Here is a 25,958-nt window from a genome sequence, read left to right on the forward strand (position 1 = left end):
GTGGTTTTCAGTACTTCTTTTTTATTGATGTGGCCAGGAAAAATATTCCCATGATGAAGAGAAGCATGGCAGCGGGTTCTGGAACAGGGTAGCCGCTTAATTGAATATTTGAACCATAGCATAAACCTCTAGCAGGTCCACCTTCAATGCCCAACCAGTAAGTACCAGGTGTGAGCCACAGTTCAAGAGGTTCTGAGGCAACCTGTTCATGGGATCCATCTCCAAACAGACTGATTACATTACTGTGTTTTATTGCACTTGAGATGTCGGGAACAGTACCTCTTAAATCATCATTTACTATGGTATTCCCATAAAAAATATATGTGAAGTCAGCCATGAAACCATCACTTGATTCATAAAAAGACGCTGCCATGTCATAGATAAAAAAATCTGCTGATACATACTGTATGAAGGTTCTGCAGGACACTGCAAATTGCCTCGCTCCACCACGGATATTCATGGCAGCCGGACCACCGAAAGAAATTGCTGATCCAGCACCATGACCTTCTTCCAGATATCCTGGAGTATCAAATAATTGAGCGGTTACTCCGGTGAATTCAATTGAGAATGGTGTGGCCTGAGCCTGATATGGAATAAATAACAGCAGCATACAGACGATATATTTATTCATTTCCCCCCCTCCTCCATTACGCAATGCTTATATTGTTTGTAATACTCCTCTGCCATGAAAAAGCTGGAAAAAGAGTGTCTGACTGTTTCCTTTCCAGTTTCTGCGAATTGTTTTCGAAGGTGACTGTCTTTATATAACGTTTTTATCGCTTCATAAAGTTCTCCAGGTTTATCGGGCATCCACAGCAGCCCGTTTTTCCCATCTCGAATAATATTTGGAACAGCTCCTACTTGAGAGGAAATAATTGGAATTCCGGCAGCCATTGCTTCAAGCAGAACCATGGGCAACCCTTCTGTTGTTGAGGAGAGAACGAAAATATCAAAGGCACTGTACAATTTACGGGCATCATCACGGTTACCGGTCATTATTATCTGGTCTTTCACTCCAAGCGATCTGGCCGTCATTTTGATTGTCTCGTACTCAGGCCCGTCTCCAACCAGAACCAGTTTTAAATTGGCTGTTTCTTTAAACTTGGCAAGTGCGTGGAGCAATGCAAGGTGATTTTTTTCAGGCGTAAGCCTGGCTATATTCCCTATGACAAAATCATCCTGTGCTATATCAAGCAATAGTCTACTTTCAGTTGCTGGTGTTTTAAAGGCCGGGTCCTCTACGTTTATGCCGTTATCAATAATATATATTTGCTGAGCCTTGATTCCAGCCTCTATCATCTGCTGTTTTACATCTGTTGATACTGCGATGATTTTATCGAAAAACCTCAAAGTTATGGCGTCAACTTTTTGATAAAAAAACTCCCTGCTGGTAGTACCTATCCAGTTGTGATTGGTTGCTATGAGAAGAGGGGATGACTGGGAGAGATATCGGGCAAAGAGAGCGTATAAATTTGATTTATATCCATGGCAGTGCACAATATCTATCTTGTTTTTTTTGAGATATTGGCTGATGCTGCGTATTGTCTTGAGATTGAGTGTGCCCTGACCGTTGAATCGAATAACAGTTACCTTACTGTTATTGATTACTTTTTTGAAAATATTTTCAAGATCATCGTTGACAGCAAGTATTCCGACATGGACTGTGGCGCCATGATGCGACAGGGCTGAAGAGAGTTCTGCCGTTACCCGTTCTGCGCCGAAAAAGAAAACACTGCTGATTAACTGTAGTATACGCATTGTTCGAATGGGCAGGTTGGTTTCTTATTTCCTGTTGAGCAATGTGATGCGAAGTTTTTCATAAAAGGTGTTTCCCAGTAACTTTTTCAGGGAAGAAAGGATAGAAGATTTCAGCTTGTATCTCTGTATCAAATTGGCGTCTTTGTGAACGATTTTTTTAAAAACGGCCATATCCATACCGGCTTTGACTGGTATGCGTGGAACAGGTCTAAATTTGTTGTTCAGCGTAAAGAGAGCAAATTCGGAAGTGCACAGGAGGTTGTATCCAATTCGTTCAGCAATTTTTACTGTGTTGGCATTCATTCTCCCACCCGGAGCTGAAAAAGAAGTTATTAAACTGTCAGTGCAGTGTTCGAGGAGTAGCTTTGACTGTGCCAATTCCTTTTCTGCCCGGGGTAATTCCATCTCATTGAAATATGAATGGCTCGTTCCATGAGAACCAATTTTCATCCCTTTTTCAACAAGTTTCAGAATTTCTGTTGTGTTTAGAAAACCTGGAGTGTTTATCCAATCAGTTGTTATAAAAAAATGGGCCTTGAACCCGAATTGTTCCAGGACAGGAAGGGCGATAGTATAATTTGATTCATGCCCATCATCAAAGGTCAGAACCACTGCATGTTCAGGCCACTGCTCCAGTTGCAGCAGGTCCTCGAGTAAAAATACCTTGAAAGCATTTTCAAACAGATACTTCATCTGGCTGTAAAAAGTATCTTTATGCAGTATATACAGTTGTTCACCCGGGTCTTTTGCGTGGGCAGGATGATCCTGATCTTCCAGTGCGTGATACATGAGCACTGGAACATTCTGCATGTGACAATTTCTTATGACTTGTTTGTTGTCCATATGGTCTTACACCCGCCTGTGATCCAGATAAAAAAACCTTTGAGTGCAGCGAGATTGAGAACACAGAAAAAATAACTGATTTGAAAAATAAAAAAATTCCTGGTAGATGGTATGAGAAATGCGATCAGCGCCGCAGAATAGAACAATAACTGCAGCACGGTAAAATAATTATAGTAGACATCTTTCTGCAACATGCCTGTTACAAGAAGAAGGATAAGGAAAAAAGGGACAATAATACGGGCGATCTTATGGGATAAAAAACGAAACCATAAAGGATTCAGACGTGGAACCATAAGGGCAGGATTAAGGCTGAGCATTTGCCAGTTTCCTGCCAGTGTCCTAACTTTTCTATGCCATTCCTGTATTGTATTCTTTGAAAAAACATCATAAGCAACAGCAGATGAATCAAAAATAACTCGATACCCCTGCATGACAATGTTCATCGGTACCATAACATCATCTAGAATAGCAGTGTTCTGCAATTGCTGGTACAATTCCCTGCGAATGGAATAAATAGCTCCGGTCACTCCCACAACAGAACCGGTATTACTTTCCATCTTACGAATCATTTTTTCATACTGCCAATACGCTCCCATCTGAATTTCGATATTGCTTGTTCCGTCTTTCACAAAAATGAGTTCGCCGCTGACTCCCCCAATCTCCGGGTCGGAGAAATTTGCTACAAGTTCAGTGATGACATTTTCGGCAAAAAGCTGCCTTGCATCGGTAAACACTATGATTTCTCCGGCAGCTTTTGTAATACCGGTATTCAGGGCTGTTGGTTTTCCCTGTGACGGTGTGTATTCATAGCAGGATATTTTTGGGAGAAAGCCAGTCTGCTCACTTGCGATTTTCCGTACTTTTTCTTCTGTCCCATCATCTGAACCATCAGAAATAACGATTATTTCATATTTTTCCGGGGGATAATCCTGTTTCAGCAGGTTTTTAATTCTGCCCTCAATTTTCGACGCTTCATTTCGAGCTGCAATAATAACGGAAACTTGCGGGGATATTTGGGATATTTCCTGGCAACAGAACGTGGAAAAAGCTTCGATTGAACGTAAAGAACGAACGGATACCCCAGGTAAGTATATAAAATAACAGCTAGTGATATGAAAAACAGTATTTTGGTTGTCATACTGTATTGCTGATTCTCCGTGGTGGATAAAATGGGCTCATTGTCAGTCAGTTTTGATTATTTTGTATAGCCGGCTCTTTCCAGGAACAGGAGAATTTCCTGAACGGACTCATCTGGTGTCATATCGGATGTGTCAATAAAAACTTCCGGATTATCGGGTGCTTCATATGGGTCATCGATGCCTGTTACACCTTTGATAATACCTGCCCGGGCTTTGGCGTACAGGCCTTTTCTATCTCTTCCTTCGCAAATGTCAAGAGGTGTGCCGACGTGGACTTCAATAAATCCTCCGTAGCTTTCAATTAATTCTCTGATCTGTCGTCGGGTTGAGGTGTAGGGGGCAATCGGTGCACATATTGCGATTCCACGGTTTTTTGTAATTTCACTTGCCACAAAACCAATCCGGCGCACATTGATATCCCGATGTTCTTTTGAGAAACCCAGTTCACTGGAAAGGTTCATACGGACAATATCACCGTCAAGCAGTGTTACAGGACGCGAGCGAATTTCCATAAACCGAGCGTAAAGAACTTTAGCAATAGTGGATTTTCCTGCCCCGGAAAGACCGGTTAAAAATATTGTAAAACCCTGTTTGTGTCTGGGTGGGTACGCATGACGGATAGTTTCAACAATCTCGGGAAAGGTGAACCATTCGGGAATTCTTCTGCCGGTTCTCATTTTTTCATGAAATTCGTCGTTGGACAGGGTCATTGGTTTGCTGTCCGGGGGAATTTCGTTGTTTGGAACATAGATGTCATCTTCGTACAGGTAGACCATCTGTTCAAAAGAAACGATTTCTATACCTATTTCTTTGGCAAACCTGTTCAGCAGTTTTCTGCCTTCCTCAGGCTTATATTGCAGCGTGTTGTTTTTTTCATCACCCGGGTCGGCATGACCATGGCCTAAAATAAAATGTGTACAGCCATAATTCTTTTTGACGATTGCATGCCAGAGAGCTTCCCGTGGACCGGCCATTCTCATGGATAGTGGCAGTAAGCTGAGAAGCATCATGTTGGGAGGATAATATTTTGCGATATCCAGATAGCAATGGATTCGGGTAAAATAATCAATTTCTCTTGATCTGATCTGTTCTGTTACAGGATGCAGGAGGAGGCTGGCTTTTGCTTCAGCCATTGCACGCAGTGTCATTTCGTATTGGGCTCTGTGCAATGGGTTCCTTGTATGAAAGCCGACGATTCGCCTCCAGCCCATTTTTTTGAAAAGGTTCCTCAATTCTGCAGGGGTGTGTCGATAGCGTTTGAATGCGGAATGCAGGGGAAGCTGGATTCCTTCGAGAGGGCCGCCCATGTAATGGGTGCCTTTTTTGTTAAAAAGATGATTTACGCCGGGATGTGTATGGTCCTGTGTCTCAAAAAGGATTTCAGCTTCACGTTCTTTGTCAATGGGCCATATATTCTCAATATGCATGATGGCCAGCATGAACCCTTCACTGTCTCGAACGGCAACAGATTGCCCCACGTTAAAAGTGTTTGCTTCTTTTTCAGAGATATCGAGACAAATTGGAATTGGCCAGAGAGTACCGTTCCCCAGTCGCATACGATCAAGGACTGATTCGTAATCAGTTTTGTTCATGAAACCTTTCAGAGGTGAGAAGCCACCATTCATTAAAAGTTCCAAATCACTGATGGAAGGATCCGGTAGAGTGACGCTCTCCAGATTTCTGGAGAGCGTTTTTAAGGTCTCTGCTCTGCTTTTGTCGACAATGAGATTGACCAGTTTTCCGCCATGGGCAATATGAAGGTATTTCATTGATAAAGGAGGTATTGTTATTTGACTACAAACCACGGATTCAGCAGATTCTCGCGGTTATAGCTCAGTCGTTTGCCTGTTTCCCAGATTGTTACTTCGCGATCTGCACCTTCTGCAATTCCCTGTCCGGCTGCAGTGTCCCATTCCATGGTAGGTCCCAGCCGTGGATAGATGTCGGCGATGTTTTCAGCAACTCTGCAGATTTTAATCGAACTGCCTGAACTGATAAGCGTAATTTCCTTTCTTTCATTTCGTTTTTTTTCTACAAATTGCTGTAGCTCAGGTGTGGCGTGGGAGCGTGAGGCCATGATAGTATAAGAAGAACGTGGAATCTGGAGCGGAAGTTTCACACAGTTTTCCAGGAGGACGTCTAAATTCTCCGGCAATTTATCGGGCTCAAGTTGACAACTGTAGCTGCCGAAGTGTTTACCCCCCAGGTAGAGTTGCTGTAAAACTGGTGCATAAATTATGCCGAAAACAGGGAAATGGTTATGAATAAGGGCGATATTTACAGTAAATTCACCGTTTCGTTTTATGAATTCCTTGGTTCCGTCCAGGGGTCCACAATCCATAGCCAGTCCCAGTCTTTTCGTTCTTCATACGGTATTTTTTTCCCTTCTTCGCTGAGAATGGGGATTGATGTTTTCTGCAGTATTGAGACAATTACCTGGTGCGCTTGCTGGTCGGCTTCCGTCAGTGGTGAGTGGTCAGGCTTCTCTTCTATGGCAAAATCCGAACCCGCATAAACAGCCATGATTTTTGTTGCAGCCAGTAGAGATGCCTGTACAGCTTGAAATAAATATTTCTTTATCTGTATTTCATTCACTATGAGTTTTGTAGTCCGATTGATGGTTGCACTATTGCTGATACGGGGATTGATTTCCAGGTTGCCCTTAAAACAAAAAATTTTTCGTCCTATTCGAGAAATGTTTGCTGAAGAATGATTCTACAAAAAAACGTCTGAAACACATTTTTCTGTCCTCCAGTATTAAACTGTTTAATATCACAGTAGTTCGAATAAAGTCAAATGGTATTGTTTGTTACCGAAATTACAGAATGATTTTGTAATGAAATATTGTGTATCAGGAGCTCTTTAGAAATTTTCTTGATCAATTTGCCAGAGGCAGAAAATACATCGTCAAATTGTTAGTAATATAGTTTTGAAACGCATTTGAGTTTTGCGAAAACAGAGTTTTTTCAGAAAGAATTACAGGTTTGGATTGCTGAAATGGACAAAAATCGCTAGTTTTGCAAATAATCGGCTAGGGCAGGAACACAAAAGGGCCGAACTGGATTTAGTTCGGCCCTTTTGTGTTCTAGGTTTTTCAGCTATACAACACAGTGTTTAGTGTGATTATTTTTTTGACTTTCTTCTCTTGGATATTCCGGCAAGACCCAGCAGGCCAGCACCGAAAAGCATCATGGTGGCCGGTTCAGGAACAGGTGATACCGATTCAACCATCACGACAAAATCAGTAAAATCTTGATCTCCACCACCATATAAATCTTCCCATGCCAGAATGTATTCATTACTCGTCCATTCTGCATAGTATCCGTTGTTGAATACAGAAAATTGATCACCTGTTCCCTGGTATGCAAACATGTGATCATATTGGTCAGTGTTCAGTAGAGTGTCACTGAAATATGTATTTCCTGTAGCAGAAACATCCAAATAGTATCCAAAACTGGTAGACGAAAAAGTTTCAGTTTGAGCTGGGTCAAAACCTGCGTCTGTAGAAAACGAAGTTCCAAATTGATATAAGGATGTCAAGGCGCCATTGAGGGGACTGCCACCATGGTCTGTTCCTTCAAACAGTTCAAGCCGGTTGTTTTGGTCATTTAAATCATAAATGCCAAAACTTGTTGTATTGGCATAACTCGCAAATTCAAAAAGCAGGGTTGCCACACTTCCCCCAGATGCTGTGATGTGCCATGAACTGTCTGTATTGTCTGCAATCATGTCCGTCGTCACATCGACTGAAGAAGTGCCTCCCAGCGTACGAGCGTCCAAAGCACCTTGCAGAGTACCGCCCAAAGGCAAAGCCATTGCATTGGTTGCGATCAAGCACACAGTAGCACCTAGCAGTGTGCTTTTCAGTAATGTTTTTTTCATTTCTCTCTCCATAAAAAGGATAATTAACAAATCTTTATAGACTTAGAAAAGCCCCCCCAGTTTTTTTAAGGAGTCCAGTTGAGAATCGAGCTTTCATTATGTCTCCTTGCAAAATGCTAAGCAAGTTGTGTGCCATTTATGAGAGTTGTTTGCTGCACAAAAGATTATGTACCGCATTGTGGCATAGGAATGAGTTGCCGGTTGTTCACCTGTAACGTAGTGCAACTCAAGGTTGGCGGAAAGGGAGATGGTTGAATCAAGAATTCGATAGGTGGAAATACCTATGTTGAATAGTTTTGTAATATCAACAAGATACTATTGTTTTCGAAATGGTTGTTTTTTTACATATTTTGTGCAGAAGAGAGAAATCTGAATTATTTTCTCACAAAAAGAAGGATTAATTCAGTGAAACCGGAAGTATTTTCCGTATTTGTGGAAAAAGGTGAGATTTTATTGGAGAACACTACTATTGAAATGGTATCAAATTCAGCTTTGAAAAGTCAAGGAGGCAATGGTTTTTTTTGTCAGTTGAGTTGAATCATGTGTTATGGTATGCATATCTGTGTAAATAAAACAATTTTTCAGGGTTTAGGATAAAAAATATGTGCTTTTTGCCGGGATCCCGTTATGAACGACATGAAACAGAATGAGTGTTGTTACCAGGAAGTGTTAAGAACTCTTTTCAGGGTCCTAAAACCGATGTCCTCTGAGATGATTGGACTTGAGGACGGGCTGGGGCGGGTGAGCTCTGCTTCGGTAACTGCCTCTTTCCCACGTCCCCTGTTTGATGAATCGGTCCGCGATGGTTATGTGATTGCGGAGACCACAGGGCATGGAGAATCCGTCCAGCGGTATCGGATTACCGGTGAAATTCCCGCCGGAAGCCCTTACGGAAAGGTGTTGGGGGCAGGGACGGGATGCCGGATTATGACAGGTGGCTGTGTGCCTGAGGGGGGTTCCAGAGTTATTCCCCACGAGGATTGCAGGGAAGTTGATGGAGACATTCTGGTGGAGAAAAAGAAGTTATCCTGGAATATCTATATTCGAAGAAAGGGAGCTGATATTTCTGAAGGGGATGTTCTTGTTGGTCGGGGAATTCTGTTGCAGGCGGGACATCTTGCCCACCTGGCATCCTGTGGTGTCCAAAAAATCGATGTTGCGACCTTACCTGTTGTCGGTTTTTTCTGTACGGGAAGTGAATTGCGACATATGAATGAAAGGGATCTGGAGAATGGTCAGAAAATTTCATCAAATTCATTATTACTTCGAGGGCTTTTGGATTCAATAGGAATTCCGTGTCAAGATTTTGGGATTATCCCGGATAACCGGCAAAGCCTGCTGGATTGTTTTCTGGCAGCAAAAAAAAGTAATGTTGATGTATTGATCAGTACGGGTGGAATGGGACCGGGGAAATATGATCTTGTTGAAAAATTATTTCTTGAGGCCGGTGGTAATTTGATTTTTACGGAACTGGGAATGCGACCGGGAAAATCAGTTCTGTTTGGTACTCTGGGAAAAACACTGTTTTTTGGGTTGCCGGGACCACCCTATGCGGTGCAGACTCTGTTTAATCTGCTGGTTGTACCTGTTGTTTTTTCATTACAGGGATTAAAAGAACAACTCCCCAGGAAGACAACAGCATATCTTGAGCATGATATTCCTGTGAAACGCAGTGACCTGCTCTGTTTTAAAGATGGTGTTCTGGAGCTGCGCGATGGAAAGTGTTATGTACGTCTGGCAGACAGGGATGAGTCGCCAAATTGTTATATAATGTTGTCTGCCGGGCAGTTATTTTTTAAAAAAGGAGAGATGGTCGAAATTTGTCTGGCTTAAATTCATCTTGTGATTTCACCTCTTCAGCTCACGGTTTCAAGTAACCCTTTATGGAGTTCAGCTTTTGACAGGTGGGGCAGTAAAAACTTGCCCTGCCACCAATAGTCATCTTTTTTATCTGGTTGTTACAGTCGGAACAGTTTTTATCTGCTCGTCCGTATACCTTGAAGTTCACCTGAAAATAGCCGCTTTCCTGTCCGGCGTTAACAAAATCACTTATAGTCGAACCGCCACAGTCGATGGCATGTTTGAGTACTGAGCGGAGTTCAATGGTCAGTAGTTGCCATTGTTCCAGGGACAGTGAACCGATTTGACTGGCTGGATGAATGCCCGCCGCAAACAGGCTTTCATTGGCGTAAATATTGCCGATACCCGCTACGACACTGTTTGTCATTATAAAAGATTTTACCGGCAGAGTTCTGTCGCGAGCCAGGGTGTGCAGGTATTCAGGGGAAAATTCCTCTGAAAACGGTTCAGGTCCCGTGGTTTTAAAGAATGAGTTTTCCAGCTCATCGGGTGTTTTGTCCCGGAGAAGATGGATTGAACCGAATCGGCGGGTGTCGTTGAACCGCAGCTCAGTATTATTATCGAAAAGGAGTTGGAGATGATCATGTTTGGCGGTTGGTGTTTCGGGGGAAAAAATACCGAGGTTACCGGTCATGCCGAAATGAAAAATAAGCAGAGCAGAAGATTGAAAATGAACTACAAGATATTTTGCCCGTCGTGTCACCTTGCTGATCGTGTCGCCGGATAAAGAATTTTTCAGATCATCAACCGGCACCGTAGCTCTCAATTTTTTACCACTACCCCGGATCCCCATTACAGTTCTTTCCAGGATAAGGGGGCGTATACCTCGGCATATAACTTCAACTTCCGGGAGTTCAGGCATTGTTTTCTTCCTTCGTGCGGGTGGTTAAGGCAAGAGCGTAGTCGGAAAATGTTGCAGCAACCACAGTTATGGTAGGAGGGGGGCTTGCTTTTTTGACAGGAAGAATTTGAGTTGAAAGAAACGGTGGGGCTTTATTTTTATCTGAACACACTGTTGCAGGTGGATTTCCGAAAAGCCAAGCATGGTATTATGACCGAACCGTTTTTGAATGGCCTCCTTGGCACACCAGAGGAGGGCGAGTGTGTTGAGTTCGTTTTCTTTTGCAATCTCAGCAAGACGTCCCAGTTCCGATTCTGAACAGAATCTTTTTTTTACTTTGAGGAGTTTTTTTTCAATCTTCTGCAGGTCTATTCCGCAGGGACAGGGAGAGGCAATGGCTGTTGCCATCTCTTTACTGTGGCTGATGGAAATATGGGGGGCGGCAAGGTGCGGCAATGGATGCAGAAGAGCAGCGGGGTGACCGTTTTCACGATTGACAATTTCTATTTTGTCGGCAGAAACAGGTGGAAGATTGCAGGCATGCAGGTAAATGAGTACTGCTTCTTTTGCACAGATCCTGCCCGTGAGATATTCCCGTCGTCGTTTGGTGAGTCTGTAACTGTCGAGCCTTGCCAGTTCATTTTCATGAAGGGCCTTTCTATTACGGGGAGTGTCCTCCTGTAATTTGAGAATTACAGGCGGGCAGGAAACGGATGCAGGGATCTCGTCGATGAAATCACGAATTTCATGTTGGACAATATCTGCAGACATCGGCTGTGTTCCAGGTGAGAAGAATAAAAAAACTTGCAGTTTCAACAGTTCATGCTACTTTTTGAAGATTCAGAATAATGGTAAAGGCTCCGTTTATCAATCCTTAAAGAGGAAATGAATGAAACTGTATACAGGTATGACTGCCTATGACCTTGTTGTTCTCGGTCTTTTCGCCTTACTGATTGGTCGCGGTATCTGGCTGGGCCTTTTGAAGCAGGTGACTGGTTTGCTTGCCCTCTACTTCGGATATTTTGCCGCAGGGCAGTATAATGAGCTGATCTTCCCGATTTTGAAAGATATTTCCGATAATCCCAAGGTTGTTTTTCTCACCAGCTATGTCATCCTTTTTATAGCCACTTATATAATTGTAATGCTTGTCGGAAAATTATTGACCTATGTCATTCAACTTACCATTGCCGGGTGGTTTGATCGTTTTCTCGGGGGACTGGTGGGGTTTGCCAAGGGATTGATCCTTGTAGTGTTGCTCCATATGATTCTGGGAACAATCCTGGCTCCGGAAAACCCCATGCTGCGAAAATGTGTGACCTGCGATGTCTTGAATGATGCGGCAGACATAACCCGGCAGTTTATCCGTGATGAAGATGTGCGAAAGGCACTCATTCAGAAGAAGCCTGCAATCTCCATGGACACAGTCAGGGAATACCTGGCTCCGGATGACGGGGAAGAGGGCATTGAAAAGCAGACTGAAAACTGATGGCGGCAAAACGCAAAAAAAAAAACTCCTGGTTCCTATCGGGAACGTCACTATCGCTCTTTTTTCGATTCATCCGACCTTGTTCCTTCCTTTGTCAAAATAAAGGACACGGATCTGCATATTTTTGCTGACAGGGATGTTACTGCTCCGGCCGAAAATCTTGCCCTGCAGTTCAGAACCCAGGTGGAAGCTTATATTGTGGAACACCCTGAATTTCTCCATTCCCTGGTTCCTCTTCCCTCTGATGATTTGGCACCGCCTCTTATCAAAGATATGCTGCAGGCGGGCCGAACAGCCACTGTGGGACCTATGGCGGCTGTGGCCGGTGTTATTGCCGAATACGTTGGAAAAGAGTTACTGAGGATGGGTTGCGGGCAAGTCATGGTGGAAAATGGCGGTGATCTGTTTCTGCATCGCACCACCGAATGCAGGGTTGCAATTTATGCCGGGGAATCCCCGTTGAGCAATAAGGTCGGGCTTCGGCTGTCGCCCCGGGAAATGCCCCTTGGTATCTGCACCTCCTCGGGGACTGTTGGGCATTCACTCAGCTTTGGCAGGGCCGATTCGGTGACAGTTATTTCACAATCAACGCCTCTGGCAGATGCGGTGGCCACACGACTGGGTAATGAGGTGAGAGAGCAGGGGGAAGCAAGGGATTTTGGCATAAAAAAAGTGCTGGAGACAGGCCTTGCCATAGAAGGTGTTTTGGGAGTTGTTGTAATTTGTGATAAACTGATGGGAGCAGCAGGTCAGGTTGAGTTGATTAAAATAGAAAAATAAAAGAACTGGAGTGCAGTTGTGGTGGCGGGAAAAACCATTCACAATAAAAACGACCAGAGACAGGAAGGTCGGGAGAGGATCACGTTCTATTTACGTGTTTTTGATGGTATAAGCACAAGAATCGTTGGTCACCTGGTTGATATATCCACCCGGGGCATGCTGCTGCTCTGCGAGGACCCGGTTGCGGCCGGAGAGGATTACAGGCTTCGCCTCTGTCTGCCGGCAGTTGTATTGGACAGGAGGGAAGTAGTTATTTCCGCAACCAGCAGATGGTGCAGTCGGGAGGACGATTCGGATTTTTTTCGGGTGGGTTTTCAGATAGTTGATTCGTCACCGGAAATTGTGAAAACCGTTGAGCTGCTGGTGGAAAAATGCGGCTATAAGGTGGCCAGTAATTCAACCGGTTGATTATTCGTCTTTTTTTGCTTCCTCAAGCAGTGTTTCCCCGTGTTTTTCTACAAACCTGTCGATATCCTCCTGCCAGCTTCGAAATACTGAAAGTCCTTCTTCTTTTAAAACGCTGTTTTCCAGAATGGAGTTTGCCGGACGGTGGGCTGGGGTCGGGTATTCGGCCGTAGTGCAGGGGCGCATGGAATATGGGACCTTCATTGTGTCCAGAAAATATCGGGCTGCCTCGTACCAGCTTGAATACCCTTCCGCTGTGGTGTGCATGATGCCGGTGAGTTCGGAATCCAGCAGTTTTTCGATTTGCTGGGCCAGGGTATATGACCAGGTGAGTGAGCCGAACTGGTCGTTGACAACCTTCAGCTCTCTGTTCGGATCGGTTACGGCAAGTTTCAACATGGTTTTCAGGAAGTTTTTTCCGGTGGCTGAATACAGCCAGGCTGTTCGAAGAATGACCGCGTCCTTCTCGCAGGCAAGCACAGCTTTTTCTCCCGCCAGCTTTGATTTGCCGTATTGGGACAGGGGATTGGGTTCATCGGTTTCCAGGTACGGTTGCGGTACGGTTCTGTTGCCATCAAAAACATAATCGGTGGAGATATGTATCAGCCTGCTTCCCAGTTTTTCGGCTGTTTTTGCCACATGGCCCGGGCCTTCGGCATTGACTTTCCAGGCCAGTGAGGTCTCCTTCTCGCAGCCATCAACTGCTGTGTACGCCGCACAGTTTATTATGACCTCTGGTTTGATATCATCCAGAAATGGACCAATGCTGTCAGGATTGGTGATATCAACGAGGGGGATATCGCAGCCGATGGTTTCATGGGTTGTGCCGAGAATAGTGGCGCAGTCTGATCCGAGTTGTCCGTTTGTACCAATTATTACAATTTTCATATGTTTTCCTGTAACTTATCTGAAAATCTCACCGCCGAAGGTTGTTTTGCCGCAGTTGGATTTTCATTACTCTGTTGTGCCCAAAGGGCATAAATACCCAAAGGGCATAAATACCCAAAGGGCATAAATTGCCAAGCCCTAAAGGCCGGTCATGTCGGTTTATTTCATTTTTTCTTCAGCTACAATATCCGTGATATACTGACCGTACTGGTTTTTCAGCATATCCGTAGCTTGAGCGGCCATCTCATCAAGGGTAATATAACCCAGTTGATAGGCGATTTCCTCAATACAGGCAATTTTGAGACCCTGCCTGTCCTGCACTGCCTGAACGTAGCTGGATGCCTGCTGCAGGGATTCATGGGTGCCGGTGTCCAGCCAGCAGAATCCCCGTCCCAGGGGTTTGACCTGCAGACTGCCTCGCTTCAGATACTCGTTGTTAATATCAGTTATTTCGAGTTCTCCCCTGGCGGAAGGTTTAACCTGCGCAGCAATGGTTATGACCTCGTTATCATAAAAATAGAGACCTGGTACGGCGTATTTTGATTTTGGTTTTTCCGGTTTTTCCTCTATACCTATGACCTTGTTGTTTCTGTCAAATTCAACGACGCCATATCGCTCCGGGTCTTTGACCAGGTAGCCGAAGATCTGCCCGCCGGTGGTCAGTTTGGCGCTTTCCTGGAGAATGGCGGAAAAACCGGGGCCGAAAAAGATATTATCGCCGAGAATAAGGCAGACCGAGTCATTTCCGATAAATTCCCTGCCGATCAGAAAGGCCTGGGCCAGCCCTTCAGGTCTTGGTTGAACAGCGTAGCTGATAGAGAGCCCCAAATGGGAACCGTCTTTGAAAAGCCCGGTGAATCCCGGAAGATCATGGGGGGTTGAAATAATCAGTATTTCCCGTATACCCGCAAGCATGAGCACTGACAGCGGGTAGTAGATCATCGGTTTGTCGTACACCGGAATCATCTGTTTGGAAATGGCCTTGGTGAGGGGGTAGAGCCTTGTGCCGGAGCCTCCTGCGAGTATTATTCCTTTCATATTCAGTAAGATGGATTGTTTTTATGTTGACAGTGATAGTCTTTGCTTTTTGTTGTCAGGCGTGGTTTTATTTGTTTTCACAGGAAAACTGCTATGAATATAATGAGAGGTAATAAAAAAGGAAGGAAAAAATGGAACTGTCTCTCCCGTCCTGTTTCAAGGCTTATGATATCAGGGGGCGCGTGCCCGACGAACTGAATGTTGAACTGGCCCGAAAAACAGGCCGCGCTTTTGCTGCACTCTATGGATTGAAAAAAGTCGTGATCGGCAGGGATATAAGGTTAAGCAGTGTTGATCTGGCAGCGGCACTAGCTGAAGGATTGCAGGACATGGGAACTCATGTGCTTGATCTCGGCTTGTGCGGTACAGAGGAAATTTATCATGGCACTTTCAGCATGGAGAGCGAAGGGGTTGATGGGGGAGTCATTGTTACAGCCAGTCATAATCCAGCCGATTATAATGGAATGAAGTTTGTTTTGAGGGGTGCGCGTCCGGTAACAGGCGAGTCTGGTCTTGAAAAAATGGCCGAGATGATTGTGACGGAATCACTGCCGGCTCCGACAGGGCGTCGCGGAACAGTGGAAACACTTGATATAAAAAAGCGGTACAGGAATCATCTCCTTGGATACATCGACAGGAACACCCTCAAACCCTTTAAAATTGTTGTCAATGGCGGAAATGGTTGTGCCGGTCCTATTATTGATATGCTGGAGCCGGATCTGCCCTTCACCTTTATCAGGCTAAACCATGAACCGGACGGCAGCTTCCCTAAAGGAGTGCCCAATCCACTGCTTCCCGAGAAAAGAGCAGAAACGGCTGAAATGGTCAGGCGCCATGGCGCGGACATGGGTATTGCCTGGGACGGGGACTTTGACCGCTGTTTTTTCTGGGATGAGCAAGGTCGGTTTATTGAAGGATATTATATAGTAAGCCTGCTGGCCATGGAGATGCTCAAGCGGGAACCCGGGGCAAAAATTCTATATGATCCACGTTTGACCTGGAATACAGAGGAACTTGTAAGAGAACACGGAGGGGTTCCGGTGATGACAAGAACCGGCCACGCCTTTATCAAGGAAAAAATGCGCCTTGAAAACAGTGTATATGGCGGTGAGATGTCGGCCCATCACTATTTTAGAGATTTTGGCTACTGTGATTCCGGAATGGTGCCATGGCTGCTTATTGCCTCCCTGTTAAGCAGCAGCGGGAAAAAATTATCAGAACTGGTGAAAGATCGTGTGGCTGCCTATCCTGTTTCCGGGGAGATCAACAGTCGGGTTGAAGACCCTGACAGGGTCATTGCCACCATTGAACAGGCTTACAATGATGGTGAAAAAGATTATACTGACGGTCTCAGTATTTCGTTTCCACAGTATCGTTTTAATATACGAAAATCCAATACGGAGCCGATGCTTCGCCTCAATGTCGAAACCAGGGGTGATATTGACCTGTTGCAGCGGAAGACGGAAGAATTATTAAAATTCATTAAATGATGATCTCGTAAAAAGTCGTTCAACGTTCTCAGATGGACTCTGGAAAAACTTCGATATACAAGGCGTGGCGGTGTCGTGTAAGCGCAGGCGTACATATGGTACGTCGAGCATTACACGATCACCCCACAACGCAGTAGATCGGAGTTTTTACGAGTCCATCATTAAATAATTGAGGAAAACCGTGAAAAAAATACAACCAGTAATACTTGCAGGAGGGGTCGGTTCAAGGCTGTGGCCATTGTCCAGGGAGCTCTATCCGAAGCAGCTTCTGCAGCTCACTGATAACACCTCACTGCTGCAGACCACCCTTTTGCGGGTCAGTCAGTTGCCTGATATTCTGCCTCCTGTTGTTGTCGTGGGTGAGGAGCACCGGTTTATTACCAGGAAACAGATTGATGAGCTGGATGGATATAATGAGTATACCATACTCCTTGAACCCATGGGTCGGAATACTGCTCCGGCGATCTGTGGTGCCGTGCATTTCTGCAACGGGATGGAAGAGGATATTGTCTTTCTTGTTCTCCCGGCGGATCATGTCGTTATGAATCAGAATATTTTTAATGATGCAGTAGAGCGGGCCGTACTTTTGGCTGATGAGGGATATGTTGTGACGTTTGGTGTAAAACCGACCAGTCCTGAGACCGGTTATGGTTATATCGAAGGAGGCGATGGGCAAAGAATCCAATCGTTCAAGGAGAAGCCGGGGATAGAGCTGGCCCGTAAATACCTGGAGGAAGGGAGCTATTTCTGGAACAGCGGTATGTTCGCTTTTTCTGAAGCAACCTTTGCATCAGAGATGGAAAAACATGGACCGGAAATGTATGGTTGCATGGCCGAAGCCGTGGAGAGGGGTGAAGTCGATGATCGTTTCTTCCGCTTTGAAAAAAATGCAATGGGGAGGTGTCCTGCTGATTCCATAGATTACGCCCTGATGGAAAAGAGTGATAAAGTTGCCATGGTGGTGGCCGAAAATCTCGGTTGGAGCGATATCGGCTCCTGGCAGGCCCTCTGGGATATTCTCGATAAGGATAATTCTGGTAACGTCACCCAGGGAAATGTTTTGCTGGAAGACACGGAAAACTGCCTGGTCCGGGCTGAGGAGATGCTGATCGCCACAGTGGGGTTGGAAGATACTCTTGTGGTTGAGACTGCCGATGCTCTGCTGGTGGCTCCGCTTTCACGTTCGCAGGATGTGAAAAAAATTGTAACCCGCCTGAAAAAGGAAAGACGAAAAGAGTTCAGTTTTCATCGAACAGTTTACAGGCCCTGGGGAAGTTACACGGTGCTTGAAGAGTCACCAAGGTTTCAGATAAAACGAATTACGGTGAGCCCTGGAGCGAAACTTTCCCTGCAGATGCATCATCATCGCTATGAACACTGGGTGGTTGTAACGGGGACGGCAAAAGTGGTTAACGGGGATCGTGAGATATTGCTTCATGAAAACGAGTCAACCTATATTCCGGTGGGAACCCGACATCGCCTTGAAAATCCGGGAGTGATTGATCTCGAATTGATTGAAGTGCAGATCGGCAGTTATCTTGGGGAAGATGATATTGTCCGTTTTGAAGATGTGTACGGGCGGCAGGAATAGAGCTGCAGTCTGGGTATTTGAGGGTTTCAGCTGTTTTTCAGCTGCTTTTCCAACTCTGCCCTTCTGCGGCGAAATGCCTCGACGTATTTTGTAAAGACACGTCTGCCGTTTTTTGAAATTTTCAGGAAGACTACTCCTGATATATATCGGCCTTCATGGGGGAAGCGTGGGTTGTCCTTCCTTCCAGGTCGACAAGATCATCCTCCAGGCCTACTGTGATGAGAAGTCTGGTGTTGGTTTTCAGGGGATAAACGGTTTCCAGCTTGATGCCGTCGACGCTCACATCCATCGTCCTTCCCATGGAATATTCGCAGGTGTCGCCGTTTTCATTCAGAACAACATAATCGAGAAGGTGCAGCGCATCGTAACGGATAAATTTTCTCTGCTCTCGCTGTTTCATGATATCCCCTGTTCCTGTCTGTTGATCTGCCCACCTTCGGGAAAAAGGTTGTGGATTGCGTTTTTTTCTGCTGCAACAATACCCCTTTCCGTAATGAGACCCGTAATCAGGCGGGCGGGAGTTATGTCAAAACTGTAATTGGCAGCTTGTGTCCCGTCAGCTGCCAGGGAAATAGTGGATATTGAATTATTGTTGTCCATTCCGGTTATCGTTGTGATTTCCTCCCCTGTTCTTTGTTCTATAGGAATTTCCATGCCATTGTCAAGTGTCCAGTCAATTGTGGAGGAGGGTAGGGCCACGTAAAACGGGATATTATTGTCATAGGCAGCAAGGGCCTTGAGGTAGGTGCCGATCTTGTTTGCCACATCCCCGGTATGAGTAGTCCTGTCAGTGCCGACAATGACCAGGTCAACCAGGCCATGCTGCATGAGGTGTCCTCCCGTATTGTCACAGATAAGGGTGTTGTCTATTTTTTCCTGTTGCAATTCCCATGCCGTCAGTTTGGCACCCTGGTTCCAGGGGCGGGTTTCGTCAACCCAGACATGGATGTTGATCCCGGCGTCCCTGGCCGCATATATTGGAGCAGTCGCACTGCCATAATCTGCAAAGGCCAGCCATCCAGCATTGCAATGGGTGAGGATGTTGACAGTTTTTCCTTTCTTCTGGTTCCTTATCTTCCTTATGATTTCAAGGCCGTGTTTGCCGATTTGTCTGCAAAAGAAAACATCTTCGTCGGCAATATTGTTTGCCTCCTGAAAAGCGATTTTCCGTTTCTGCTCTGGTGTGTTGACCGTCTCCATTGCCCTGCATACTCTTTCAACCGCCCATTTCAGGTTTCTGGCTGTTGGTCTGCTGTTGCCAAGTTCGGTGGAATTTTTCTTGATGCATTTATCGAAACAGTTGTCGGGGGCAGCCAGTGCGGCGAGATAGATACCATAACCTGCTGTGATACCGATCAGTCCCGCACCTCTGACATGCATCTCTTTTATGGCAGTGATGGCATCCTCTACAGTTCGCAGAGTTTCCGTGACAAAGAGATGGGGGAGTTTTCTCTGGTCGACGATGATAATTTCAGTCCTGTTTTCAGGATTTGGCCAGATGGTTCTGTAATGCTTCCCGTTTACAATCATATGTACCTTGTCCCCTGCCTGTCCATAAATGGCCTTTTTGCCCGATTTCTACGTCGCTACGAAAAATAAAAATGCTCACATATGTCTAATATGCTGGGCTTTTTATTTTCCTATGCTCCTCGGAGTCTACGCTTACCTGAACTCGAACAAAAAATCTCATTTCTGGACAGATAGTTGTCTAGTCTGGAGCAATTTCGTGAATGATATGCATGGGCACCCATATGTAATCAGCATACTGGTTGGTGAGAAAAATGTAAACTTCTCCTCTTGGAAAAAGGTTGTGAAAAAGTAGGTACCCGGGGAGGGGGATATAACAATTAAATTTACATTTATGTTGCAAAAAACAATTAAATTTACAATAATGTAATCAAAAGTGATTTAATGCTGTTTCTGTTTTTCTTTTGAACGGCGTTGTTGTCGGGATTAAGAAGAATGTGAAAATGTGTGAAATTGTGACTTCCGGTCTGGTCGGGTCGCAGGCCAATAAAAAAACAGAACTATTGAGGTGAATTGAATGAATAAGGCGGATACCGCATTTATCCTGGCATCCGCAGGTCTGGTGTTGTTGATGACACCGGGACTTGCGTTGTTTTATGGTGGCATGGTTCGGAGAAAGAATGTTCTCGGGACTATTATGCAGAGTCTGATAATGATATCCCTGGTTTCGATTGAGTGGGTTTATCTGGGGTATTCCATGTCATTTGGTCCCGATGTGGGTGGTTTTGTCGGGAATTTGTCCTTGTTCGGATTGAGCGGAGTGACCAGTGCCCCAGTCCTGATTACGCCACAACAATTCCCCAGACAGTTTTTATGATTTATCAGTGCATGTTTGCTATAATCACTCCGGCTCTGATTACAGGAGCCTTCGCTGAGCGGGTCAGGTTTGTTCCTTTTCTGATTTTTTCATTGTTCTGGACAATTCTTGTGTACAATCCTGTCTGTCACTGGGTGTGGGGCAAAGGCGGATGGCTGGCCGGACTTGGTGTCCTCGATTTTGCCGGCGGCCTGGTGGTTCATGCCACATGCGGTGCAGCCGCCCTCGCTGGTGTGCTTGTGATCGGTGCGAGACGGGGGTATGGTAAAACTAATTTCATGCCCCATAATCTGCCCATGACCATGCTGGGGACGGGGCTGCTCTGGTTTGGCTGGTTCGGTTTTAATGGTGGTTCTGCTCTGGCGGCCAATGAAATTGCTGCAACAGCTTTTGTCGCCACCCATATGGCTGGAATGGCGGGGATGTTTATGTGGGTGGTTATGGAATGGCTGACCCTGGGGAAGGCCACGACCCTTGGGGCTGCCTCCGGGGCGATCAGCGGGTTGGCCACTATTACTCCTGCGGCTGGTTTTGTCGGCCCTAATGCGGCGATTGTTATTGGATGTCTTGCCGGGCTCTGCTGTTTTCTGGCAGTAAGTGCCAAAAGCAGGTTTAATCTGGATGATTCTCTTGATGTCGTGGGGATTCATGGAGTTGGTGGGATACTGGGTACATTCTGTCTTGGCCTCTTCGCTTCCAAAAGTGTTAATCCCGATGGTGCTGACGGGTTGTTTGCCGGAAATGTGGCTCAACTGTACTATCAATGTGTCGGTATTGTGGCAGTGGCTCTCTATGCCTTTATTGTCAGCTGGGTTCTTTTTAAAGTTATTCATTCCGTGATGGGAATGCGTCTTGAGGAGGATGCCGAAGTGGAAGGTATGGATTCCACAGAACATTCAGAAACCGCTTACAACAATTAGTGCATGGTGTGGGGTTTCTGTGGTATGTTTTTATGGCAGAAATCCTGACTATCCCGTCAGGGAGTTTGTGCTGACGGGTTTGATGAAAAATGAAAGGTTGATATGAAAAAAATTGAAGCAATTATAAAACCGTTCAAGCTGGATGATGTGAAAGATGCTTTGAACGAGATCGGTATAACCGGGATGACGGTATCCGAGGTTAAGGGGTATGGACGTCAGAAAGGGCATACTGAAATTTACAGAGGTGCCGAATATATTATTGATTTTATTCCCAAGGTGAAGATGGAAATTGTCGTTGCCGCTGAGCAGGTGGATCAGGTTGTGGATAAGATCAGAAATGCAGCCAATACCGGAAAAATCGGTGACGGAAAAATATTTGTATTGCCGGTTGAGCGGGTTGTTCGCGTTCGTACCGGGGAGGAAGATCGGGACGCGGTATAGCGGATGGTTGCCGAGTTTCAAAAGAAAAGAGAACCCCTGGAACAACAGTGGGCAAAAGGGCTGGGGAGTGATCAGCTGCTCCTTGAATACAGCGATCTCGTAGATCATTTTATTGTACGCTGTTTTGACTCTCTTGAAGTGGACGGTAAAGATTCTGTCGCACTTGTTGCCCTTGGGGGATATGGACGGCGTGAGTTGTTCCCCCGGTCCGATATTGACCTTATGATTCTCTACAAGGGCAGGTCTTCCAGGGTGAACAGTATTGCTGACGGGATTCTTTATCCGCTCTGGGATCTCGGTCTTGAAGTTGGTCATGGTGTTCGCACGGTGAAAGAGTCTGTTGCCCAGGCCCGGGAAGAATATTTTTCACGTGTTGCCCTGTTGGACAGTCGTCTTGTCTGTGGTAATGAGCAGCTCTTTTCCAAGCTGATGAAGGTCTATCGAAAACGTTTTGTTGATGGTCGGCGTGAAGATTTTGTTGTTCTGATGAAGGAACATCGTGCTGTCCGTCAAAAGCGGTTCGGTAGTCATGGTTATCTTCTCGAGCCGAATATAAAGGAAAGTCGGGGTGGGATGAGAGATATTCAGGCCATGTTCTGGACAGCCAAGATGGTTTTCGGGCTTGATGGACTTGATGATATGTGCGGAGCCGGGCTGCTCCTGGATGAAGAAAGGGAAGAGTTCGTTGGTTCCCGGCAGATGCTCACACGTCTGCGTGGTTATCTTCACAGCCAGAGCAGAAGGAAAAACGAGCAGCTCTATTTTGAGCAGCAGGAGGACGCGGCCGCGGTTTTTGGTTACCGTAGCCGCAGTGGAGTGCTCGGGGTTGAGAGTTTCATGCGGGATATCTATGCCGCCCTGCAGAATATTGCAGTTATTACGGATCTCTTTTTTGATCATGTGGATGAAGTCCTTGGCCTGGCTGCGAAGGTGAGAGGAATCAAGGACAAGAATGTTGAAAAAGGTATTGAGATCCGCAAGGGAAAGATTCATCTCACTGCCGGTATTGATCAGTTGCGGGCCAAACCCCATATCCTGGTGCGCCTCTTTCTGGTGATGGCCCGGACCGGTCTGGTACTGCATTATCGGACCAGAAAGATGATTGCCGGGCACCTGGGGCTGATTGACGGGAAGGTGTGTGGTTCACCTCGTCTGACGAAGGCATTTGTGAATATTCTTCTTGAAGCAGGAGATATTTTTCCGGTTCTGGAAACCATGCTGGAGACCGGAGTTCTCACCGCCTGCATACCCGAATTTTCCAGGATTGTTACCCTCTCTCAATATGATGTATATCATATTTATACTGTCGACAGGCATTCACTGCAGACCGTCGCCGAGCTGAAGCAGTTGCAGGAAGAGATGGGGAGAGTCTTTAAAAATGTAAGATCACTGAAAGTGTTGTATCTTGGTGCGCTTCTTCACGATATCGGTAAGGGGTCGGGGCGTGACCACAGTATTGAAGGGGCCGGAGTGGCAATGGAGGTTGGCAAGCGGCTGGGGCTCAATGGGGCCGAGTGTGACGGCTTGCAGTTTCTGGTGCGCTATCATCTTTTTATTCCCGAAAATGCCCTGAGAAGGGATCTCAATGACACGCTTTTTCTCCGAAGATGTGCCGAGACCATAGGCAGTCTTGACAGGCTTTCCATGCTGTATCTGCTTTCCGTTGCCGATTCGAAGGCGACCGGGCCGTCCGCCTGGTCATCCTGGAAGGCTGCTTTGATGGAAGAGCTGTACCTGAAAGTCTATCCCTATCTTGATTTTGCCCACCGGGGGCGTGGGGAGATTGGTGTTGAGTTGGAGGATCATGTTGAACAGGGAGTTGAATGGCTGAGAGGGCAGGTTGGGAAGCTGTTGGCAAAAGAAAAAGGGTTGCGCGTGGATGTGGCTACCCTGTCTGCTGATTATATGCTTTCCTTTGAGCCTGAAGTCATCGTAGACCATGTGCTCAACCACAGGGATCATTATCAGCTGTTGCGACAGAAGTCGCTTGTCAGGGCCGTTGAGAGTGAAGATGGCTGGTCTCTTCTGATCATGTCGTTTGACCGTCCGGGCCTGCTGGCCAAAATATGCGGAGTGATGGCCCTGAATAATCTTGAGGTTGTCAGAGCACAGATTTTTACCTGGGATGACGGCACCGTGGTGGATGTGATTGATGTTCGACCGACGGACGGGCTTGACTTTCAGGAGAAAGACTGGCGTGGATTGAATGAGGATCTGGACAAAGCTATCAGTCACAGGCTGGGGCTCGGGCACCGCCTTTACAGGAAACTTTCCTCAGTTTACGGCAGAAAGCGCGAGTTGGCAGGTGAAGTGACCACCAAAGTTGTTATTGATAATAACAGTTCTGATATTTATTCAGTGGTGGAGGTCTATTCGGCTGATCTTCCGGGGCATCTCTATCGAATTGCCCAAACCCTGGCTGATTTCGGTATTAATATCCATAAGGCGTACATTGCCACCGAGGTGGGCCAGTTGATTGATGTGTTTTACGTTCTCGACAGCCGGGGGAAAAAACTGCTTGACGAGGAATTTCGGCAGGAAATAACTCAGGGATTGCTGTATTCAGTGGGCCAAATGGCCAGTTGAGGTGAGTTGGTGCCTGTCCATAAATGGTTGGAGCACGTGTGAAAAATGACAAACTTGTAATAAAAATTGATTTTTCTTGCAGAAACTGTCAAAAATGTTATGTAATGGTAAATATTTTTTGACTCGGATGCCGGGCCGTTCCTTATATGGGGTTCAGGCAAAATCTTATCGAACACAAGGAGGCTGTGAAAATGACTAGGGAAGAAATAATGCAGACAATTGAAGATGAGAATATTCAGTATTTTCGCCTTCAGTTTGTGGATATTCTGGGCTTTATGAAGAATGTAGCAATTCCGAAAAGCCAGATAGGCAAAGCCCTTGACGGGGATATGATGTTTGACGGTTCCTCCATTGACGGATTTGTCCGCATCAACGAGTCGGACATGTATCTCAAACCTGATTATAACACTTTTACCGTACTTCCCTGGCGGAACAGGGATGGTGTGGCTGCCGCTCGTATAATCTGTGATGTTTATAAGTCTGACGGTACTCCTTTTGGTGGATGTCCCAGGGTCAATCTCAAGCGTGTTCTGGCTGAGGCCAGAGAAATGGGATATACCATGAACGTGGGAACAGAAGCGGAATTTTTCCTCTTTGAAAGGGATGAGGATGGGGCGCCCACAACCATAACAAACGATGTCGCCGGTTATTTTTCACTGGATCCTGAGGATATGGCCAATGATTGCCGCCGTGAAATCATCGAGACCCTTGAAGCCATGAACTTTGAGATTGAGGCATCCCATCACGAGGTTGCCGAGGGACAGCATGAGATCAATTTCAAATATGCTGATGCCCTTGAGGCAGCGGACAATACAGTCACATTCAAATGGGTTGTCAAGTCAATCGCTGCCAAATATGGTCTGCACGCGACCTTTATGCCTAAGCCTATCTTTGGTATTAATGGTTCGGGTATGCATACCAACCAGTCCCTTTTTAACCTTGATGGCACCAACGCCTTTTTTGACGAGAGCGATGAACTGCAGCTTTCCAAAGTTGCCTATTCCTATATAGCCGGCTCCCTGAAAAATGCCCGTGGTTTTGCTGCGGTGACTAATCCCCTGGTCAATTCCTATAAACGCCTTGTTCCCGGGTATGAGGCACCGGTTTATGCCGCATGGTCTGCTTCCAACCGTTCAGCACTTATCAGGATCCCGGCTGCCCGTGGTCTTTCTACCCGTACCGAGATTCGTTGCCCGGATCCGAGCTGCAACCCCTACCTTGCCCTGGCGATGATGCTTAACTCCGGGTTGGACGGGGTTAAAAACAACCTGACGCCACCTGCAGAAGTTGCAAAGGATATCTTCAAAATGAGTGGAGCCGAGATGGAAGAGGAAGGCATCAAGGTTATGCCTGCCAGTCTCAAGGAAGCTCTTGAAGAATTGAAAACGAATCCTATTGCCAGAGAAACCCTTGGGGATCATATCTTTGAAAAATATATCGAAGCCAAGGAAAAGGAATGGGACAGCTTCAGAACAGCAGTGACCGATTGGGAACTGGATGAATACCTCACTATTTATTAATTCCTGACCGGATGCTCGTAATCGGCCCCTGCACTTCGCCACAGTGCAGGGGCTTTTTCTGTTTTGGGGGTTCGGGTATAACAATTCTTGCCAATTTTTTTAATTAAAAGTAGTGTCTGTTTCCAGGATACCTTGAATCCGTAGTG

The 25,958-nt window shown here is 45.9% G+C and carries 21 protein-coding genes and 2 pseudogenes; 10 read left to right on the plus strand and 13 right to left on the minus strand.

Translation table 11 applies throughout. From position 1 onward, the window contains the following. Positions 1 to 7: 7 nt before the first annotated feature. The 7 genes and pseudogenes from LO777_RS00665 to LO777_RS00700 all read right to left on the minus strand — a co-directional run bounded on the left by LO777_RS00665 (position 8) and on the right by LO777_RS00700 (position 7,622). On the minus strand, positions 8 to 631 hold the full coding sequence (locus tag LO777_RS00665; protein ID WP_228855671.1) for a PEP-CTERM sorting domain-containing protein: 624 nt from the start codon (positions 629 to 631) through the stop codon (positions 8 to 10). After that, on the minus strand, positions 628 to 1,758 hold the full coding sequence (locus LO777_RS00670) for a glycosyltransferase (RefSeq protein WP_228855672.1): 1,131 nt from the start codon (positions 1,756 to 1,758) through the stop codon (positions 628 to 630). Before LO777_RS00670 ends, LO777_RS00665 begins: the two co-directional genes overlap by 4 nt. A gap of 24 nt (positions 1,759 to 1,782) precedes the next feature. Beyond that, positions 1,783 to 2,601, minus strand: a complete 819-nt coding sequence (locus tag LO777_RS00675) for a polysaccharide deacetylase family protein (RefSeq protein ID WP_228855673.1) — start codon at positions 2,599 to 2,601, stop codon at positions 1,783 to 1,785. Continuing rightward, on the minus strand, positions 2,580 to 3,767 hold the full coding sequence (locus tag LO777_RS00680; protein WP_329955765.1) for a glycosyltransferase family 2 protein: 1,188 nt from the start codon (positions 3,765 to 3,767) through the stop codon (positions 2,580 to 2,582). Before LO777_RS00680 ends, LO777_RS00675 begins: the two co-directional genes overlap by 22 nt. 29 nt (positions 3,768 to 3,796) lie before the next feature. Continuing rightward, on the minus strand, positions 3,797 to 5,509 hold the full coding sequence (locus LO777_RS00685) for a bifunctional sulfate adenylyltransferase/adenylylsulfate kinase (RefSeq protein ID WP_228855674.1): 1,713 nt from the start codon (positions 5,507 to 5,509) through the stop codon (positions 3,797 to 3,799). Positions 5,510 to 5,526: 17 nt separating this feature from the next. Further along, a pseudogene (gene cysQ, locus LO777_RS00690) lies at positions 5,527 to 6,263 on the minus strand (3'(2'),5'-bisphosphate nucleotidase CysQ). Between the two features lie 600 nt (positions 6,264 to 6,863). After that, positions 6,864 to 7,622, minus strand: a complete 759-nt coding sequence (locus LO777_RS00700) for a DUF4114 domain-containing protein (RefSeq protein WP_228855677.1) — start codon at positions 7,620 to 7,622, stop codon at positions 6,864 to 6,866. A 627-nt stretch (positions 7,623 to 8,249) separates the two neighbouring features. Here LO777_RS00700 and LO777_RS00705 point away from each other — a divergent pair. Beyond that, complete coding sequence (locus LO777_RS00705) at positions 8,250 to 9,455, plus strand: molybdopterin molybdotransferase MoeA (RefSeq protein WP_228855678.1); 1,206 nt, start codon at positions 8,250 to 8,252, stop codon at positions 9,453 to 9,455. A gap of 28 nt (positions 9,456 to 9,483) precedes the next feature. Here the strand turns inward: LO777_RS00705 and mutM are convergent, their stop codons facing one another. Then, the gene (mutM, locus tag LO777_RS00710) at positions 9,484 to 10,344 is read right to left on the minus strand and encodes a bifunctional DNA-formamidopyrimidine glycosylase/DNA-(apurinic or apyrimidinic site) lyase (protein WP_228855679.1); all 861 of its coding nucleotides are present in this window, start codon (positions 10,342 to 10,344) and stop codon (positions 9,484 to 9,486) included. Positions 10,345 to 10,410: 66 nt separating this feature from the next. Then, entirely contained in the window at positions 10,411 to 11,094 is a 684-nt protein-coding gene (locus tag LO777_RS00715; protein WP_228855680.1) for a 4'-phosphopantetheinyl transferase family protein, read from the minus strand. A 118-nt stretch (positions 11,095 to 11,212) separates the two neighbouring features. Here LO777_RS00715 and LO777_RS00720 point away from each other — a divergent pair, with 118 nt between their 5' ends. From LO777_RS00720 to LO777_RS00730, 3 genes are all read left to right on the plus strand, one after another. Continuing rightward, positions 11,213 to 11,809 (plus strand): CvpA family protein, encoded by a 597-nt coding sequence (locus LO777_RS00720; RefSeq protein WP_228855681.1) that lies wholly within the window; start codon positions 11,213 to 11,215, stop codon positions 11,807 to 11,809. Between the two features lie 183 nt (positions 11,810 to 11,992). Continuing rightward, complete coding sequence (locus LO777_RS00725; protein WP_228855682.1) at positions 11,993 to 12,589, plus strand: UPF0280 family protein; 597 nt, start codon at positions 11,993 to 11,995, stop codon at positions 12,587 to 12,589. An 18-nt stretch (positions 12,590 to 12,607) separates the two neighbouring features. Then, entirely contained in the window at positions 12,608 to 12,997 is a 390-nt protein-coding gene (locus tag LO777_RS00730; RefSeq protein WP_228855683.1) for a PilZ domain-containing protein, read from the plus strand. On the opposite strand, the gene rfbD is transcribed toward LO777_RS00730, so the two are convergent. Continuing rightward, positions 12,998 to 13,882 (minus strand): dTDP-4-dehydrorhamnose reductase, encoded by an 885-nt coding sequence (rfbD, locus tag LO777_RS00735; protein WP_228855684.1) that lies wholly within the window; start codon positions 13,880 to 13,882, stop codon positions 12,998 to 13,000. Between the two features lie 159 nt (positions 13,883 to 14,041). Continuing rightward, positions 14,042 to 14,920 carry a glucose-1-phosphate thymidylyltransferase RfbA gene (rfbA, locus tag LO777_RS00740; protein WP_228855685.1) on the minus strand — a complete coding sequence of 293 codons (879 nt, stop codon included), beginning with the start codon at positions 14,918 to 14,920 and terminating at the stop codon, positions 14,042 to 14,044. A gap of 131 nt (positions 14,921 to 15,051) precedes the next feature. Between rfbA and LO777_RS00745 the strand changes: the two genes are divergently transcribed. Then, positions 15,052 to 16,410: a phosphohexomutase domain-containing protein gene (locus LO777_RS00745; RefSeq protein WP_329955639.1), complete on the plus strand. Its 1,359-nt coding sequence runs from the start codon at positions 15,052 to 15,054 to the stop codon at positions 16,408 to 16,410. Between the two features lie 181 nt (positions 16,411 to 16,591). Continuing rightward, complete coding sequence (locus tag LO777_RS00750) at positions 16,592 to 18,001, plus strand: mannose-1-phosphate guanylyltransferase/mannose-6-phosphate isomerase (RefSeq protein ID WP_228855686.1); 1,410 nt, start codon at positions 16,592 to 16,594, stop codon at positions 17,999 to 18,001. Positions 18,002 to 18,131: 130 nt separating this feature from the next. Here the strand turns inward: LO777_RS00750 and LO777_RS00755 are convergent, their stop codons facing one another. Both LO777_RS00755 and mtnA read right to left on the minus strand, forming a co-directional pair. Further along, a complete protein-coding gene (locus LO777_RS00755) occupies positions 18,132 to 18,401 on the minus strand; it encodes a hypothetical protein (RefSeq protein WP_228855687.1) in 270 nt (89 codons plus the stop codon). Continuing rightward, positions 18,398 to 19,531, minus strand: coding sequence for an S-methyl-5-thioribose-1-phosphate isomerase (mtnA, locus tag LO777_RS00760; RefSeq protein ID WP_228855688.1), 1,134 nt, complete (start codon positions 19,529 to 19,531; stop codon positions 18,398 to 18,400). Before mtnA ends, LO777_RS00755 begins: the two co-directional genes overlap by 4 nt. Positions 19,532 to 20,045: 514 nt before the next feature. Between mtnA and LO777_RS00765 the strand changes: the two are divergent. The 4 genes and pseudogenes from LO777_RS00765 to glnA all read left to right on the plus strand — a co-directional run bounded on the left by LO777_RS00765 (position 20,046) and on the right by glnA (position 25,812). Beyond that, positions 20,046 to 21,265: pseudogene (locus LO777_RS00765) on the plus strand (ammonium transporter). 102 nt (positions 21,266 to 21,367) lie between these two features. Beyond that, complete coding sequence (locus tag LO777_RS00770; protein ID WP_228855689.1) at positions 21,368 to 21,706, plus strand: P-II family nitrogen regulator; 339 nt, start codon at positions 21,368 to 21,370, stop codon at positions 21,704 to 21,706. Positions 21,707 to 21,709: 3 nt separating this feature from the next. After that, positions 21,710 to 24,292: a [protein-PII] uridylyltransferase gene (glnD, locus tag LO777_RS00775; protein ID WP_228855690.1), complete on the plus strand. Its 2,583-nt coding sequence runs from the start codon at positions 21,710 to 21,712 to the stop codon at positions 24,290 to 24,292. A gap of 191 nt (positions 24,293 to 24,483) precedes the next feature. Then, the gene (gene glnA / locus LO777_RS00780) at positions 24,484 to 25,812 is read left to right on the plus strand and encodes a type I glutamate--ammonia ligase (RefSeq protein WP_268907487.1); all 1,329 of its coding nucleotides are present in this window, start codon (positions 24,484 to 24,486) and stop codon (positions 25,810 to 25,812) included. Positions 25,813 to 25,958: the final 146 nt, after the last annotated feature.

It is taken from the genome of Desulfomarina profundi (genome assembly GCF_019703855.1).
Lineage (GTDB): Bacteria > Desulfobacterota > Desulfobulbia > Desulfobulbales > Desulfocapsaceae > Desulfomarina > Desulfomarina profundi.

Coding starts and splice junctions, on each gene's coding strand:
- LO777_RS00755 (WP_228855687.1), bottom strand. CDS start 18,401: ATGAAACAGCGAGAGCAGAGAAAATTTATCCGTTACGATGCGCTGCAC.
- glnD (WP_228855690.1), top strand. CDS start 21,710: ATGGTTGCCGAGTTTCAAAAGAAAAGAGAACCCCTGGAACAACAGTGG.
- LO777_RS00670 (WP_228855672.1), bottom strand. CDS start 1,758: ATGCGTATACTACAGTTAATCAGCAGTGTTTTCTTTTTCGGCGCAGAA.
- LO777_RS00715 (WP_228855680.1), bottom strand. CDS start 11,094: ATGTCTGCAGATATTGTCCAACATGAAATTCGTGATTTCATCGACGAG.
- LO777_RS00745 (WP_329955639.1), top strand. CDS start 15,052: ATGGAACTGTCTCTCCCGTCCTGTTTCAAGGCTTATGATATCAGGGGG.
- mutM (WP_228855679.1), bottom strand. CDS start 10,344: ATGCCTGAACTCCCGGAAGTTGAAGTTATATGCCGAGGTATACGCCCC.
- LO777_RS00700 (WP_228855677.1), bottom strand. CDS start 7,622: ATGAAAAAAACATTACTGAAAAGCACACTGCTAGGTGCTACTGTGTGC.
- glnA (WP_268907487.1), top strand. CDS start 24,484: ATGACTAGGGAAGAAATAATGCAGACAATTGAAGATGAGAATATTCAG.
- LO777_RS00720 (WP_228855681.1), top strand. CDS start 11,213: ATGAAACTGTATACAGGTATGACTGCCTATGACCTTGTTGTTCTCGGT.
- mtnA (WP_228855688.1), bottom strand. CDS start 19,531: ATGATTGTAAACGGGAAGCATTACAGAACCATCTGGCCAAATCCTGAA.
- LO777_RS00675 (WP_228855673.1), bottom strand. CDS start 2,601: ATGGACAACAAACAAGTCATAAGAAATTGTCACATGCAGAATGTTCCA.
- LO777_RS00685 (WP_228855674.1), bottom strand. CDS start 5,509: ATGAAATACCTTCATATTGCCCATGGCGGAAAACTGGTCAATCTCATT.
- LO777_RS00770 (WP_228855689.1), top strand. CDS start 21,368: ATGAAAAAAATTGAAGCAATTATAAAACCGTTCAAGCTGGATGATGTG.
- LO777_RS00705 (WP_228855678.1), top strand. CDS start 8,250: ATGAACGACATGAAACAGAATGAGTGTTGTTACCAGGAAGTGTTAAGA.
- LO777_RS00665 (WP_228855671.1), bottom strand. CDS start 631: ATGAATAAATATATCGTCTGTATGCTGCTGTTATTTATTCCATATCAG.
- rfbA (WP_228855685.1), bottom strand. CDS start 14,920: ATGAAAGGAATAATACTCGCAGGAGGCTCCGGCACAAGGCTCTACCCC.
- rfbD (WP_228855684.1), bottom strand. CDS start 13,882: ATGAAAATTGTAATAATTGGTACAAACGGACAACTCGGATCAGACTGC.